The organism is Aeromonas sp. S15(2024) (assembly GCF_041402265.1).
In the GTDB taxonomy this organism is placed as follows: Bacteria; Pseudomonadota; Gammaproteobacteria; order Enterobacterales; family Aeromonadaceae; genus Aeromonas; species Aeromonas dhakensis.
In genome coordinates this window covers 189,364-202,934 of the sequence record NZ_JBGLQY010000004.1, presented here as the reverse complement: position 1 = coordinate 202,934, position 13,571 = coordinate 189,364, and the positions used below count along the sequence as shown (strand labels likewise).

At 64.9% G+C, this 13,571-nt stretch carries 14 protein-coding genes; 11 read left to right on the top strand and 3 right to left on the bottom strand.

The window, feature by feature from the left end; translation table 11 throughout:
* The first annotated feature begins 50 nt into the window (after nucleotides 1-50).
* A complete protein-coding gene (locus tag ACB033_RS11485) occupies nucleotides 51-1,487 on the top strand; it encodes a PLP-dependent aminotransferase family protein (RefSeq protein WP_139725001.1) in 1,437 nt (478 codons plus the stop codon).
* A 54-nt stretch (nucleotides 1,488-1,541) separates the two neighbouring features.
* Nucleotides 1,542-2,420 (top strand): hypothetical protein, encoded by an 879-nt coding sequence (locus tag ACB033_RS11480; protein WP_139725003.1) that lies wholly within the window; start codon nucleotides 1,542-1,544, stop codon nucleotides 2,418-2,420.
* Between the two features lie 6 nt (nucleotides 2,421-2,426).
* Here ACB033_RS11480 and ACB033_RS11475 read toward each other — a convergent pair whose 3' ends face one another.
* The gene (locus tag ACB033_RS11475; RefSeq protein WP_017782498.1) at nucleotides 2,427-3,302 is read right to left on the bottom strand and encodes a LysR family transcriptional regulator; all 876 of its coding nucleotides are present in this window, start codon (nucleotides 3,300-3,302) and stop codon (nucleotides 2,427-2,429) included.
* 127 nt (nucleotides 3,303-3,429) lie between these two features.
* Between ACB033_RS11475 and ACB033_RS11470 the strand changes: the two genes are divergently transcribed.
* The 4 genes from ACB033_RS11470 to ACB033_RS11455 all read left to right on the top strand — a co-directional run bounded on the left by ACB033_RS11470 (nucleotide 3,430) and on the right by ACB033_RS11455 (nucleotide 6,480).
* Nucleotides 3,430-3,831 carry a CidA/LrgA family protein gene (locus ACB033_RS11470; RefSeq protein WP_139725004.1) on the top strand — a complete coding sequence of 134 codons (402 nt, stop codon included), beginning with the start codon at nucleotides 3,430-3,432 and terminating at the stop codon, nucleotides 3,829-3,831.
* Nucleotides 3,824-4,513: an LrgB family protein gene (locus ACB033_RS11465; RefSeq protein ID WP_095591512.1), complete on the top strand. Its 690-nt coding sequence runs from the start codon at nucleotides 3,824-3,826 to the stop codon at nucleotides 4,511-4,513. Before ACB033_RS11470 ends, ACB033_RS11465 begins: the two co-directional genes overlap by 8 nt.
* 100 nt (nucleotides 4,514-4,613) lie before the next feature.
* Nucleotides 4,614-5,528: a hypothetical protein gene (locus ACB033_RS11460; RefSeq protein ID WP_029306095.1), complete on the top strand. Its 915-nt coding sequence runs from the start codon at nucleotides 4,614-4,616 to the stop codon at nucleotides 5,526-5,528.
* Nucleotides 5,529-5,601: 73 nt separating this feature from the next.
* Nucleotides 5,602-6,480 (top strand): ABC transporter substrate-binding protein, encoded by an 879-nt coding sequence (locus tag ACB033_RS11455; RefSeq protein ID WP_017778380.1) that lies wholly within the window; start codon nucleotides 5,602-5,604, stop codon nucleotides 6,478-6,480.
* 74 nt (nucleotides 6,481-6,554) lie between these two features.
* On the opposite strand, the gene ACB033_RS11450 is transcribed toward ACB033_RS11455, so the two are convergent.
* Nucleotides 6,555-7,793: a multifunctional CCA addition/repair protein gene (locus ACB033_RS11450; RefSeq protein WP_017765382.1), complete on the bottom strand. Its 1,239-nt coding sequence runs from the start codon at nucleotides 7,791-7,793 to the stop codon at nucleotides 6,555-6,557.
* A gap of 272 nt (nucleotides 7,794-8,065) precedes the next feature.
* On the opposite strand from ACB033_RS11450, the gene exeA reads away from it, so the two are divergent.
* The 5 genes from exeA to mltC all read left to right on the top strand — a co-directional run bounded on the left by exeA (nucleotide 8,066) and on the right by mltC (nucleotide 13,108).
* Nucleotides 8,066-9,709 carry a type II secretion system protein ExeA gene (gene exeA / locus ACB033_RS11445; protein ID WP_162518893.1) on the top strand — a complete coding sequence of 548 codons (1,644 nt, stop codon included), beginning with the start codon at nucleotides 8,066-8,068 and terminating at the stop codon, nucleotides 9,707-9,709.
* A complete protein-coding gene (gene exeB / locus ACB033_RS11440; RefSeq protein WP_139430643.1) occupies nucleotides 9,709-10,386 on the top strand; it encodes a GspB family T2SS assembly factor variant ExeB in 678 nt (225 codons plus the stop codon). The genes exeA and exeB overlap by 1 nt, the downstream gene beginning before the upstream one ends.
* A 185-nt stretch (nucleotides 10,387-10,571) precedes the next feature.
* On the top strand, nucleotides 10,572-11,633 hold the full coding sequence (gene mutY / locus ACB033_RS11435; RefSeq protein WP_139725005.1) for an A/G-specific adenine glycosylase: 1,062 nt from the start codon (nucleotides 10,572-10,574) through the stop codon (nucleotides 11,631-11,633).
* A gap of 8 nt (nucleotides 11,634-11,641) precedes the next feature.
* Nucleotides 11,642-11,914, top strand: a complete 273-nt coding sequence (locus ACB033_RS11430) for an oxidative damage protection protein (RefSeq protein ID WP_005305420.1) — start codon at nucleotides 11,642-11,644, stop codon at nucleotides 11,912-11,914.
* Between the two features lie 93 nt (nucleotides 11,915-12,007).
* Nucleotides 12,008-13,108, top strand: coding sequence for a membrane-bound lytic murein transglycosylase MltC (gene mltC / locus ACB033_RS11425; RefSeq protein ID WP_005305423.1), 1,101 nt, complete (start codon nucleotides 12,008-12,010; stop codon nucleotides 13,106-13,108).
* A gap of 72 nt (nucleotides 13,109-13,180) precedes the next feature.
* Here the strand turns inward: mltC and ACB033_RS11420 are convergent, their stop codons facing one another.
* Nucleotides 13,181-13,561 carry a YgiW/YdeI family stress tolerance OB fold protein gene (locus tag ACB033_RS11420; protein ID WP_005305426.1) on the bottom strand — a complete coding sequence of 127 codons (381 nt, stop codon included), beginning with the start codon at nucleotides 13,559-13,561 and terminating at the stop codon, nucleotides 13,181-13,183.
* Between the last annotated feature and the right edge of the window lie 10 nt (nucleotides 13,562-13,571).

Genomic DNA, 13,571 nt, shown 5'->3' with positions numbered 1-13,571 from the left:
CGACCAATTTTGCCAATATGAGCAGACCAATTAGCGCCCGGGAGCTCCCCATGCCTGCCCTGCCCACCCTGTTTGCCACCCAGCAAGCCAGCGATCTGCCGCTGCACGAACAGCTGGTGCGCACCCTGCGTTCGGCCATGCTGGCCGGCCACCTGCCCCAGCACAGCCGGCTGCCCGCCAGCCGCATGCTGGCCGCGGATCTGGGGGTCTCTCGCAGCACGGTGGAGCTGGCCTATGGCCGGCTGGAGGCGGAAGGCTATCTGGTACGCAAGGTGGGGGCCGGCAGTTTCGTGGCGCTGGCGGCGGTCTCCCCGACTCCGCGCCCGCCCCAGTCAGCGGCCGGTCTGTCGCGCCGAGGTCAGGAGATGGCCGACAGCGGCGCCTGCCACGACGTGCCCGAGGTGGGCCGCTCCTTTGCCTCCAGCCAGCCGGATCCCCGCCTCTTCCCCCAGGCCCTGTGGGGCCGGTTGATGCAGCAGCAGTGGCGCCGGCACGCCGGCGACTGGATGAATTACGGGGATCCGCAGGGGCTGGAGGCACTGCGCGGCGCCATCAGCAGCTATCTGGTGCAGTCGCGCGGCGTGGTGTGCGAGCCGGATCAGATCCTGATCCTCACCAGCTCCCAGCAGGGGATCCTGCTGGCGACCCAGCTGCTGATCGATGCCGGCGATACCGTCTGGGTGGAGGACCCCGGCTACCCCGGGGCCCGCACCGCCATGGAGAGTGCCGGCGCCCGGGTGCACCCGGTGCCGGTGGATGAAGAGGGGCTCAACCCACAGGGGGATCACCCGGCGCCGCGGCTCATCTACACCACGCCGGCCCACCAGTATCCCCTCGGCGTGCCCATGAGCCTGCCGCGGCGGATGGCGCTGCTGGCCGAGGCCGAGCGGCACGGCGCCTGGATCCTGGAGGACGACTACGACGGCGAGTACCAGTACGATCAGCGGCCGCTCCCCGCCCTGCAGGGGTTGGATGGTCAGGGACGGGTGCTCTACGTGGGCACCTTCAGCAAGGTGTTGTTCGGCTCGCTGCGCCTCGCCTACCTGGTGCTGCCCAGACCGCTGATGGAATCCTTCTGCCGGGCCCGGGCCGCGGTCGACGGCCACAGCAACCAGCTGCTGCAGGCGGTCACCGCTGACTTCATCCGCGCCGGCCACTTCGCCACCCACCTGCGCCAGAGCAGGTTGGTCTATCAGAGCCGCCGCGACCTGCTGCTGGCCGAGCTGGCCAGCCACTGCCCCGCCCTCACCCCCATTCACAGCGGGGCCGGCCTGCAGTGCGCCGTGCGGCTGCCCCCCGGCGGCGAGGCGCGCTGGACAGAGGCCGCCAACACCGAGGGGCTGGGGCTGCGTCCCCTCGGCCAGTTCTACCTGGGCCCGCCGACGCAGGAGGGATGGCTGCTCGGCTTTGCCTCCCTCGACAACCAGACCCTGCGCCGCCTCTGCCGCCGGCTGGGCAGCCTGCTGGCAAGCGACCGACACGCCTGAACGGCTGGGGGCCGAACTATAATGGATGAAACAAAATCATAGAGCCTAGCCTGGATGTATAGACTCCTGTTCCTGCTTCTCTCCCTCTTCCTCTCCTCCACGTCGCTGGCGGCGACCCGCTTTACCTATATCAGCCCGGAGAGCGAGAAGGACCCGCGCATGACCTATGACAGGGAGCTGCTCCGCCTCGCCCTCGACAAGACCCGCGACACCTTCGGTGACTATGAGCTGCAACCAGCGCCGCCCATGACCAAGGCTCGGGTCCGGCTCAGTCTGGAGCTCAACAGCTTTACCAACCTGTTCGCCATGGACAGCTACAGCAGCGCGCGGGACGAGAAAGGGCTGGCCTATGTCCGTTTTCCTGTCCATCTTGGCATCGTCAGTTACCGCATCTGTTTCGTCAGCCCAGGCCAACAGGCGGCCATGGCACAGGTGCACGACCTCGAGGGGCTGCGTCGCTTCAGCTTCGGTCAGGGCAAGGGCTGGCTGGACGTGGAGATACTGCGCCATGCAGGCCTCAAGGTGGTGGAGGTCGACGGCTACGAGATGCTGTTCAAGATGGTGGCTCGCGGCCGCTTTGACCTCCTGTGCCGCGGGGCGAGCGAGCTGCGCAACGAACTGCTGACCCACAAGGAGATCAAGGGGTTGAAGATGGACAGCTCCCTGCTGCTCTACTATCCGCTGCCCAGGGTCTTCTATACCAATGCCGCCAACGGCGAGGCCATGAGGCGGGTGGAGACGGGGCTGCAGCAAGCCTGGCAGGATGGTTCGCTGCAAGCCTTGTGGCGCCGCAGTTTCGGCCCTGCCATCGCCTTCGCCGGGCTCAAGCAGAGGCGCATGCTGAAGCTGGAGAACCCTTTCCTCAAGGGCATCAACTTCGATTACCAGCACTACTTCTACAACCCGGTGACGGATCGCTTCGGCAAACCCTGATGAGGCTCAGCCCTGCTCGCGGCAGAGCGCCAGCCAGGCCTCGGCGGTGCGGGAGAGATAGCGCTCGCTCGGCCAGATCACTCCGAGCCGCCAGCTCAGCTCCGGCACCAGCGGCCTCAGCACCAGGCCGTCCGGCGTCAGCCGGCGGCAGATGGGCTCGGGCAAAAAGGCGACCCCCATGCCGCTGCGCACCATGGCGGTGAGAAAGTCCCACTGGCTGCTGCGCGCCGCCACCTGAGGCTCGAAACCAGCCGCCCGGCACGCCTGCTCCAGCCGCTCGCTCAGGGTGAAGGCCTGGGTGTAGAGCAGGAAGGGTTCGTCCCGCAGCGCCTCCAGCCGGATCTCGCCGCAATCCCGCCAGCGTGGCAGATCGGGCAGCACCACCTGAATGGGATACTGGTCCAGCTCCAGGACGCTCAAAGCCCCCTCCTCCCTGGTCGGCAGCATGGTGATGGCGAGATCCAGCTCCCCTTCCAGCACCGCCTGCTCGATGCGCCGGCCACCGTACTCGACAATGGAGAGCTCGACCTTGGGGTAGCGGCTGCGATAGGCGCGGATCAGATCCGCATAAACGTGACCCACCATGGGCGGAATGCCGAGGGCCAGCCGGCCAAATTGCAGGCTCTGCAGATCGGCGAGTTCCGCCTCCAGCTGCTGCATTTCGGCCAGAATGGTCTGGGCCCGGTTGAACAATACCCGGCCGCTGTCGGTCAGGGTGAAGCGGCGTCCCGCGCGGCTCAGCAGGGGCTGGCCCAGCTCCTCTTCCATGTTGCGGATCATCTTGCTGATGGTGGGCTGGGTGACGAACAGTTTCTCGGAGGCGCGGGTGAAGCTCTGTTCCCGCACCAGTTCGACAAAGTAACGCAGGGCGCGGATGTCCATGGCAATCTCCTGACAGACGGCAAAACTGAATCATGCCTATTTGGCATGATTTTGATAATTTTAATTCATTTTTTGCAGGTTTACCCCATCTCTATACTGTGAGCAAGTTCACAGAAAGACCCATATCATGAAAGCCCTCGCCCTTCGCTGGTTCCAGACCCCCTTCCAGATCCTGTTGCTGGCCGCCATCTGGCTGCTGGCCGATACCGCGGTGCGCACCCTCCACCTGCCGCTGCCCGCCAACCTCACCGGCATGTTGTTGCTGCTGGCCTGCATCCTGCTCGGGGTGGTCAAGGCCCAGTGGTTTGAAGCCGGCGCCCGCTGGCTGCTGGCGGAGATGCTGCTGTTCTTCGTCCCCGCCGTGGTGGCGGTGGTCAACTATCAGGAGCTGCTGTTGCAGGAGGGGTGGCGCATCATGGTGGTGCTGCTGGTGAGCACTACCCTGGTGCTCGGCACCACGGCGCTGGTGGTGGACAGGGTCTACCGCCTCGAGTTGAAACTAGCCCGCCGGAGTCGTCGTCATGTCTGATACCCTGCTTGGCCTGCTCTGCTTCGCCCTGACCCTGCTCTTCTACTACGCCAGCAAATGGCTCTACGGCAAGAAGCGCATCCTGCCGCTGATGCCGCTGCTGCTGGCGCCGACCCTGCTGGTGGCGGTCGTCATGCTGTTTCATATCCCCTATCAGGACTACATGGCCGAATCCCACTGGCTGCTCTGGCTGCTGGGGCCGGCCACCGTGGCCTTCGCGGTGCCGGTCTACGAGAACCGCCGGCTCATTCGCCGCCACTGGCTGTCGCTGTCGGTGGGGGTGGTCGCCTCCGTCATCATGGCGGTGGGCAGTACCGTGCTGCTGGCCCGCTGGCTGGATCTCTCTGACATGCTGCAGCGCAGTCTGGCGATGCGCTCCATCACCACCCCCTTCGCGGTGGAGGCGACCCGCGCCATCGGCGGTCAGAGCGATCTCACCGCGCTGTTCGTGGTACTGACCGGCGTCATTGGCATGGCGGTGGGAGAGAGCGTGCTCACCGTGCTGGCCATTCGCAGCCGGCTCGGCAAGGGGGCAGGCTTTGGTGCCTCGGCCCACGGCGCCGGTACCGCCAAGGCCTATCAGATGGGCAACGAGGAGGGGGTGGTCTCCAGCATGGTGATGATGATCGCTGGCATGGTGACCGTGCTGCTGGCGCCTCTGCTGGGTCAGCTGTTCTGGTAGCGATCCCGCGGCAGGTCAAGGCCGCAGGTTCCGGCGCCGGAGAGCCCGTCCTGACGCCATCAACCGCTACACTCAACTCAATGTGACAGTAGTGAGCGGTATGATGAACCACAGAACGATGATCCTGGGGCTGCTGGCCGGCAGTCTGCTCTTCTCCCCCCTGCTGCCGGCCGCGGACATAGTGACCTATGTCAGCCCGGAGAGTGACCGGGATTTGCGTTCCCTCTACGGCCAGCAGCTGCTGCAGCTGGCCCTGGAGAAGACCCGCGACAGCTTCGGCGATTACGAACTACGCCCGGCCCCGTCCATGAGCCGGACCCGGCTGCGCCAGGTGCTGCAATACAACCTCTACCCCAACCTGCTGGCCATCGACAGCTTTCCGCGCCCGGAGGGGAGCCACGACCTCGACTATGTCCGCTTCCCGGTGGATCTCGGCATCCTCGGCTATCGCATCTGCTTCGTCAGCCCCAAGCAGCAGCAGGCCGTGGCCCGGGTGCGCACCCTCAGCGATCTGCAGCAGTTCACCCATGGCCAGGGCCGCGGCTGGCAGGATGCCGACATACTGCGCGCCGCCGGCTTCAAGGTGCAGGAGGTCGAGGGCTACGAGCGGTTGTTCAAGCTGGTGGTGCGCGGCCGGGTTGACCTCTTCTGCCGGGGTGCCAACGAACTGCTGAGCGAGCTGGATACCCACAAGGATCTGGGGCCGCTGATGGTCGACCAGCATCTGGCGCTCTACTACCCCTTCGTCCACCTCTTCTACAGCCACAAGGAGAACCAGCATGCCTTGCGCCGGATCCGGGCCGGCCTGCAGCTGGCCTGGCAGGATGGCTCACTGCAGGCACTCTGGCTCAAGACCTACCAACCGGCGCTGGCGTTTGCCAGGCTCGACCAGCGGCAACTGTTCAGACTGGACAACCCCCTGCTGCAGGGGCTCGACTTCGATTACCACCCCTATCTTTACGATCCCCTCACCCAGCGCTTCGGACCGGGCGAGCCCGCTACCGGCAAACCCTGACCCCGCCTCTGCCGCCCACGGCCGGGAGAGTCACTACACTCAGAAGAGTCTCTGCTTTTCACAGGAGCACATGATGCACTGGACCCCGCTGCTCGCCCTGCTGACGGCCATGCCCGTGCTGGCCGGCCCGACCCTATTCACCTACATGAGTCCGGAGAGCGAGCACGACCCCAGAAGCACCTATGATCGCGAAGTCCTGCGCCTGGCGCTGGAGAAGACCCGTGCCAGCCATGGCGACTACCGGATGCAGGCCGCCCCTCCCATGACCCTGGCCAGGATGTGGGTCAGCCTGCGCTTCAACCACTACCCCAACCTGTTCGCCATGGACAGCTATCGCGCCGATCGGGACATGAGCGGCATCGACTACGTGCGCTTTCCCATCCATATCGGCATCGTCAGCTACCGCATCTGCTTCGTCAGCCCCACCCGCAAGGATGAGGTTGCCAAGGCCACCAGCCTGGATGAGCTGAAGCGCTTCGACATCGGCCAGGGCAAGGGCTGGCTCGACGTAGAGATCCTGCGCCGGGCCGGCTTCAAGGTGCTGGAGGTGGAGGGCTACGAGCAGCTGTTCAAGATGGTGGCGCGCGGCCGTTTCGATCTTTTCTGCCGCGGGATCAACGAGTTGCCTCAGGAAAAGCTGAACCACAAAGAGGTGGAAGGGCTGATGATGGATGAGAGCCTGGCCCTCTACTACCCCCTGCCCAGGGTCTTCTTCACCCACAACGGCAACCGGCAGGCCATCGACCGGGTGCAGCAGGGGCTCAAGGCCGCCTGGCGCGATGGCTCCCTGCAGGCGCTCTGGCTGAAGGCCTTCAAGCCCTCCCTCAGCTTCGCCCACCTCAATACCCGCCGGCTGTTCCGGCTGGAAAACCCCTACATCAAGGGGATCGACTTCAACTACCAGGCCTACTTCTACGACCCGGTGCATGAGCGCTTCGGTCCCGGTGACTAGGCGGCCGCACGACCATGAAAAAGCCCGGGTCACTGACCCGGGCTTTTTTGTCCATGCCTCGTCTCCATGCCTCGTCAATCCTCGAGGAAGGTCCACTCGTCGCGCACCCGGCTGATGGCGTCGAGCCGGCGCTTGGCCAGCTGCTCGCGGATGGCCTCCCCCTTGAAGCCGGCCGCCACTATCTCCTTCACCGGTACCGCCTGGGCTGCCGCCAGCGCCTGCGCCACATAGTCGGGTTCGGCATAGACCCGCTCCTCGAAGCCGGTACGGCCGTGAAAGTCGGCCCGGCAGGCGTCCAGCAGCTGGGCGAAGCGCTCGGGCCTGCGCCAGGCATCGGCCTTATCGAACACCTTGAGCAGGGTTGCGGGCTTGAGCTCGAAGGCGATGTGGATATGGGTGTGCAGGTCGCTCACCAGCAGGGCCAGGTCACGACACTCGTTCGGTACCCGGAAGCGCTCGCAGAAGTCGCGGATGAGCGGCAGCCCCTTCTGGCCGTGACCGTGGTGGCTCGGCCAGAACTCCGGCGGGGTCAGCCCCTTGCCAAAGTCGTGGCACAGCGCCGCGAAGCGCACCGCCAGCTCGGGGGAGAGGCGGCAGGCCTGCGCCAGCACCATCATGGTGTGGATGCCGGTATCGATCTCCGGGTGCCACTTGGCGGGGGCCGGCACCCCGAACAGGGCGTCCAGCTCGGGGAACAGGGCGGCCAGGGCGCCGCACTCGCGCAGCACCTCGAAGAACACCTGCGGGGTCGGCCCCAGCAGTACCTTCTCCAGTTCCTTCCAGACCCGCTCAGGGGTCAGGTGGGCCAGCTCGCCGGCCTCGGTCATCTCGCGCATCAGCGCCAGCGTCTCGGGGGCCACCACGAAACCCTGGGCGTGGAAACGGGCGGCGAAGCGGGCCACCCGCAGGATGCGCAACGGATCTTCGGCAAAGGCGGGGGAGACATGGCGCAACACCCGCTGTTTCAGATCCTCGATGCCGCCATAGGGATCGTGCAGTTGCCCCGCCTCATCTTCGGCGATGGCGTTGACGGTGAGATCCCGGCGCAACAGATCCTGTTCCAGCGTCACCTCCGGCGAGGCGTGGCAGACGAAGCCGGTGTAACCCTGCCCCTGCTTGCGCTCGGTGCGGGCCAGCGCGTACTCCTGCTGGGTCTTGGGGTGCAGAAACACGGGAAAGTCGCGGCCCACCTGGGTAAAACCCAGTGCCAGCATCTGTTCCACGGTCGCCCCGACCACCAGGTGATCCCTGTCCCCCTGCGGCAATCCCAGCAGGCGATCCCGCACCGCGCCCCCAACCAGATAAGTCTGCAAGCTCTGTCTCCCTTGATAAACCTGTCCCGATTATACCGGTTTGACCGATGGAGACTATTCCCGGCCCGACATCGATGCCATGTGAATCCGGTTGGCGAGGCCGCCCTCGATACTCACAGGCCCTTTTTCCCACCGTCAGCCGCCATGGCCGCAACCCTGATTTCCCCACCGGGAGATCAGGATGCGCGCTGGCCCCCCTTATGGCATTCGAGTCTTTGACATCCCTTGGGGGAGGCTTTAACCTGCCGCCCATAACAACGGAATGGATCCTTATGTACACACAGTTCTTCGGTCTGTCGGAGCACCCGTTCTCCATCTCGCCCAATCCCAAATACCTCTACATGAGTGAACGGCACGGGGAAGCCCTCGCCCACCTCAACTACGGGTTGCAGGATGGGGGCGCTTTCGTGTTGCTGACCGGGGAAGTAGGCACCGGCAAGACCACCGTCTCCCGCTGCCTGTTGCAGCAGTTGCCGGCAGAGACCGAGATCGCCTACATCCTCAATCCATCCCTGACCGAACGGGACCTACTGGCGGCCATCTGCGACGAGTTCCAGCTGGGCTATGGCCAGGAGGCCGGCCTCAAGCAGCTGTTCGACCTCATCCGCGATCACCTGCTGGCCAATCTGGCGGCAGGCAAGCGCAGCGTGGTGCTGGTGGACGAAGCCCAGCACCTGCTGCCCGGCGTGCTGGAACAGCTGCGCCTGCTCACCAACCTGGAGACCGACGAGAAGAAGCTGCTGCAGGTGGTGCTCATCGGCCAGCCCGAGCTGCAGCAGATGCTGCGCCAGCCCCTGCTGCGCCAGCTGGCCCAACGCATCACCGCCCGCTACCACCTGCTGCCGCTCTCCTGCCAGGACGTGGATGCCTATGTCCGCTTTCGTCTGCAGGTGGCCGGCTGCGTGCAGCCCATCTTTACCCCCAAGGCGATCCAGACCCTGCACCGCCTCTCCGGCGGCATTCCGCGCCTCATCAACCTCATCTGCGACCGCGCCCTGATCGCCGCCTTCGCCCGCGGCAGCCACAAGATAGTGCACGGCGACATCAGTCTGGCGGCCTTCGAGGTAAGCGGCATCCGTGACGAGGGCACCTGGCAGTCCAGCCTGATGGTGGCGCTGGTTGGCGCCTTGCTGGTGACCACCGGCTGGTGGGGCTGGCAGTTCTTCGGCTTCTTCCCGACCCGCCCGGTGGTGACGGTGGAGGTGCCGGTCAAGGTGGACGACACCCCGGAGCAGCAGGAGCAGCTGACCCGCGCCATCAATCAGGCGCTGGAGTCGGACAGCGCCATGCAGAATCTCTACAAGGTGTGGGGCTACCAGACCGAGCTGGAGGAGGCGACCTGCGACAACGCGCCGCGCGCCGGCCTGCGCTGCCAGCAGGGCGAGGCCTCCCTGGCGGAGCTGCAGACGCTGCAGTATCCCGCCCTCGTCAGCCTGACTGACGAGACCGGCGGCACCTATTACGCCACCCTGGTCAACCTCGGGCCCGACAAGGCCAACCTGCTCATCGGCAACCAGAGCTGGCAGGTGGACCGGCAGTGGCTGAGCGATTACTGGGGTGGCAGCTACACCCTGCTGTGGCGCATGCCCAAGGGCGGTGTCACCCTGATCGGCAACAACGCCGGTCCCACTCAGGTGCAGTGGCTCGACAACGCCCTCAGCCGGGCCCTGCAGCAGCCGGATCGCAAGGTCCGTCGCTTCGATGCCGAGCTCAAGACCAAGCTGCAGCAGTTCCAGCGCGAGCAGGGACTGACTCCGGACGGCATCGCCGGCAGCAACACCCTGCTGCGCCTCAACATGATGGCCGGCGAACCCATGCCGAAGCTGGAGGATGACGCCCAGCGGGCCAGCAAGCCGGCCAAGCTGGATCCGGCAGAGGATGATGCCATCAACACACTGTCGGAGGAGGCTTCCTGATGTCCACCCTACTCAAGGCGTTGCGGCGGGCCGATCAGCCCCAGTTCACCCCGCACATTCCGGCGATGGGGCTGCCGGTCAGCCAGGATGAGGAACAACCCAGGCGCTGGATCTGGTGGCTGCTGGCCCCGCTGGCGCTGGTGATGGGGGCCGCCGCCAACTATGGCTGGCACCTGCTCAACAACCGCCCCATCGAGAAGACGGTGGAGGTGAAGGAGGTGGTGACGCCCCCCTTCGTGCGGGTCGAGCCCAAACCGATGATCACCCGACCGCTGCCACCGCCCGAGCCCGTGGTCACCCCCAAAGTCGATGCACAGCCTGCACTGGCGCCCGCTGACAGCAGCCAGGAGCTGGCCGAGCGCATCCTCAATGCCCTCAACAATACTCCGCTGCGGGATCAGGGCACGCCGCCGCAGGTGCCGGCCGAGCTGCACGCCACGCCGCTCAGCGCCCTGCCGCAGGCGCTCCGCCAGCAGGTGCCGCCGCTGGCCTACGGCGCCCACGTTTTCTCCTCCAACCCGGCCAACCGAGCCATAACCCTGAACGGACGCACCTACCGGGAAGGGAGCGAGGTCGCCCCCGGCGTCACTCTGATCGCCATCGCCCAGGATTACATCATCCTGCAGGTGGGTGGGCAGAATGCCAGCCTCAAGGCGCTGCAGGACTGGCTCGGCTGAGCCGCGCGCATGCCACCGCCATTTCAAGAGGGAGCCTGAGAGCTCCCCTTTTTAATCAATGACATGAGAACAAAGTGAGCAATCTGAGCAACACCACCTTCGCAAACCGGGCGTTGCACTGGTATCAGCGCCAAGACCGCTACACGTTAGTCAATTTAGTTTTAAATCAATAATATGAGCATAATGTGAACAACTCAGATAACGCGACCTTCGCCACCAGGATCCTGGACTGGTATCAGCTCCATGGTCGCAAGACCCTGCCCTGGCAACAGGAGAAGACCCCCTACCGGGTCTGGGTCTCGGAAATCATGCTGCAGCAGACCCAGGTCACTACGGTCATTCCCTACTATCAGCGCTTCATGGCCCGCTTTCCCGACGTGCAGGCACTGGCCGATGCCCCCATCGACGAGGTATTGCACCACTGGACCGGGCTCGGCTATTACGCCCGCGCCCGCAATCTGCACAAGGCGGCCCAGCAGATCCGCGACCTCCATGGCGGCCTCTTTCCGGAGCGGCTGGAGGAGGTGATGGCGCTGCCGGGGATCGGCCGCTCCACCGCGGGTGCCGTGCTCTCCCTCTCCCTTGGCCAGCCCCACGCCATCCTGGATGGCAACGTGAAGCGGGTACTCACCCGCTGGCTGGCCCTGCCCGGCTGGCCCGGTCAGAAACAGGTGGAGAACGATCTGTGGGAGCTGGCCATCCGCCTCACCCCCAAGCTCGGGGTGGCCCACTACAACCAGGCCATGATGGACATGGGGGCCACCGTCTGCACCCGCAGCAAGCCCGCTTGCGAGCGCTGCCCGGTGCGGGAGGATTGCCAGGGGCTGTCGCAGGGCAACCCCACCGCCTACCCCAACAGCAAGCCCAAGAAGAGCATCCCGGCCCGTACCGGCATCATGCTGCTCATCCGCCACGGCGATCAGCTGCTGCTGGAGAAGCGGCCGCCGCAGGGGATCTGGGGCGGGCTCTACTGCTTCCCCCAGGTGGAGTCGGACACCGAGGTGGCTGGGCTGTTGCAGCGGCTCGGCCTGACCGGCAGCGAACCCCGCGAACTGGCCGGTTTTCGCCATACTTTCAGCCACTTTCACCTAGACATCCGGCCCATGCTGATCGAAACCGACGCGCCGCCAGCCCCCCTGCTCATGGAAGCGGATAACCGACTCTGGTATAACTTACGCCATCCTGCAGAGGTGGGTCTGGCGGCCGCCACGGCCCGTCTGCTCGCCTATCCGGACTTACAACCATAGAGGTCAACATGAGCCGTACCGTATTTTGCCAGCGCCTGAAAAAAGAGGGCCCGGGTCTCGATTTCCAGCTCTACCCCGGTGAACTCGGCAAGCGCATTTTTGACAATATCAGCAAGGAAGCCTGGACTGAGTGGCAGAAGAAGCAGGTAATGCTGATCAACGAGAAGAAGTTGAACATGATGAACCTCGAGCATCGCCAGCTGCTGGAGAAAGAGATGGTGAACTACCTGTTCGAAGCGGGTGAAGTGGCCATCGACGGTTATACCCCGCCCAGCAAATAACCCGTGAGCGGGGCCGGCCTGCGCAGGCCGGCCCCGCCGACTCACGGCAACGACGGAAGTGACGGGCGGCCCGCCGCCCAGTTTGAGGACTCTATGGGCCGAATTTTCTGGCTGCTGTGCACCCTGCTGTTTCTCTCTGCCTGCTCATCCTCCCCCAAGCCCAATGGCAACGAGGATGACGATCTCGTCAACGGCAAGGACATCCGCGGTTTCGAACACATGATCAGCGCGCTCTCCCACAACGTGAACGAGATTTGGGGGCGTGAGGCGCTGTTTGCGGGCAAGTTTGACTACGTCAAATACACGGATCAGTACAAGAGCCGGGCCCACATCGACTTCTCCAGCGGCCACATCATGGTCGAGACCGTCTCCGGCATCGACCCGCGCTCCCACCTGCGCCGCGCCATCATCGAGACCCTGCTTACCCCGGACGATCCGGCGGAAGTGGATCTTTACTCCGACGCCGAGATCCTGCCCGGCGGCGAGCCCTTCCTCTACGGCCAGGTGCTGGACAACCAGGGCCAGCCGATCCGCTTCGACTGGCGCGCCGAGCGCTATGCCGACTACCTGCTCAACACGGCGATGAAGAAGCGCACCCTCGGCATTCGCACCATCTTCTTCGTCGACATCCCCATGGTGGCCAACCACGAGGATCGACGGGGCTACAAGTACGCCAGCCTGATCCGGGAAGCCTCCCGCAAGTACGGGGTGGCGGAGAGCCTGATCTACGCGGTGATCAAGACCGAGAGCAGCTTCAACCCCTATGCGGTCAGCCATGCCAACGCCTACGGCCTGATGCAGGTGATCCCGGCCACCGCCGGGCGGGACGTCTACGTGCGGGTCAAGGGCAAGAGCGGCCAGCCGACCCGGGAGGACCTGTTCAACCCGGCCTACAACATCGACGTCGGAACCGCCTACCTGCACCTGCTGCAGACCGTCTATCTGGTGGATATCCAGGATCCGCGCTCGCGTCGCTACGCCGTCATCTCGGCCTACAACGGCGGTGCCGGCGGGGTGCTCAATACCTTCTCCAGCGACCGCAAGGCGGCGCCCGGCATGATCAACCAGCTCTCGCCCGAGGCGGTCTACCAGATCCTGACCGAGCAGCACCCCAAGGCGGAAGCCCGCCGCTATCTCTACAAGGTCAACCAAGCCGAGAAGGGGTTCAAGCGCACGCTGGCCCGCACCGGCTGACGCCGGGATACGATATGCAAAAGGGCGCCTCATGGAGGCGCCCTTGTTACGTCTGGCGTGCGGGGTCAGCTCTTATTTGGCGATGAAACCACCCTTGCTCTGCGGGGCTGCACCTACCTTCTCCAGCTTCTCCACCTCCACTTCGGTCTTGTTCCAGCTGTGGTCCACCTCGCCACGGATGCGGATCAGATCGTCCGGGCCCACTTCGGTGCCACGCCACACATCCTGATCCACTTCCACCTCCACCTCGCCACTGGCGTCGCGGAACAGATAGTTCTCGCCGCCCAGGTGCTTGACCAGCTTCCCTTCCAGGGTGGCCCAGCTGTCATCGGCCAGATCCTTCAACTGCGCGACGGACACCTTGTTCTGCTCCTGCGGGCCGGTATATGCCGCCATGGCGAAAGAAGAGATGGACATCAGGGTCAACAGACCGATTACGCTTGCCTTGTTCATTTCATGCTCC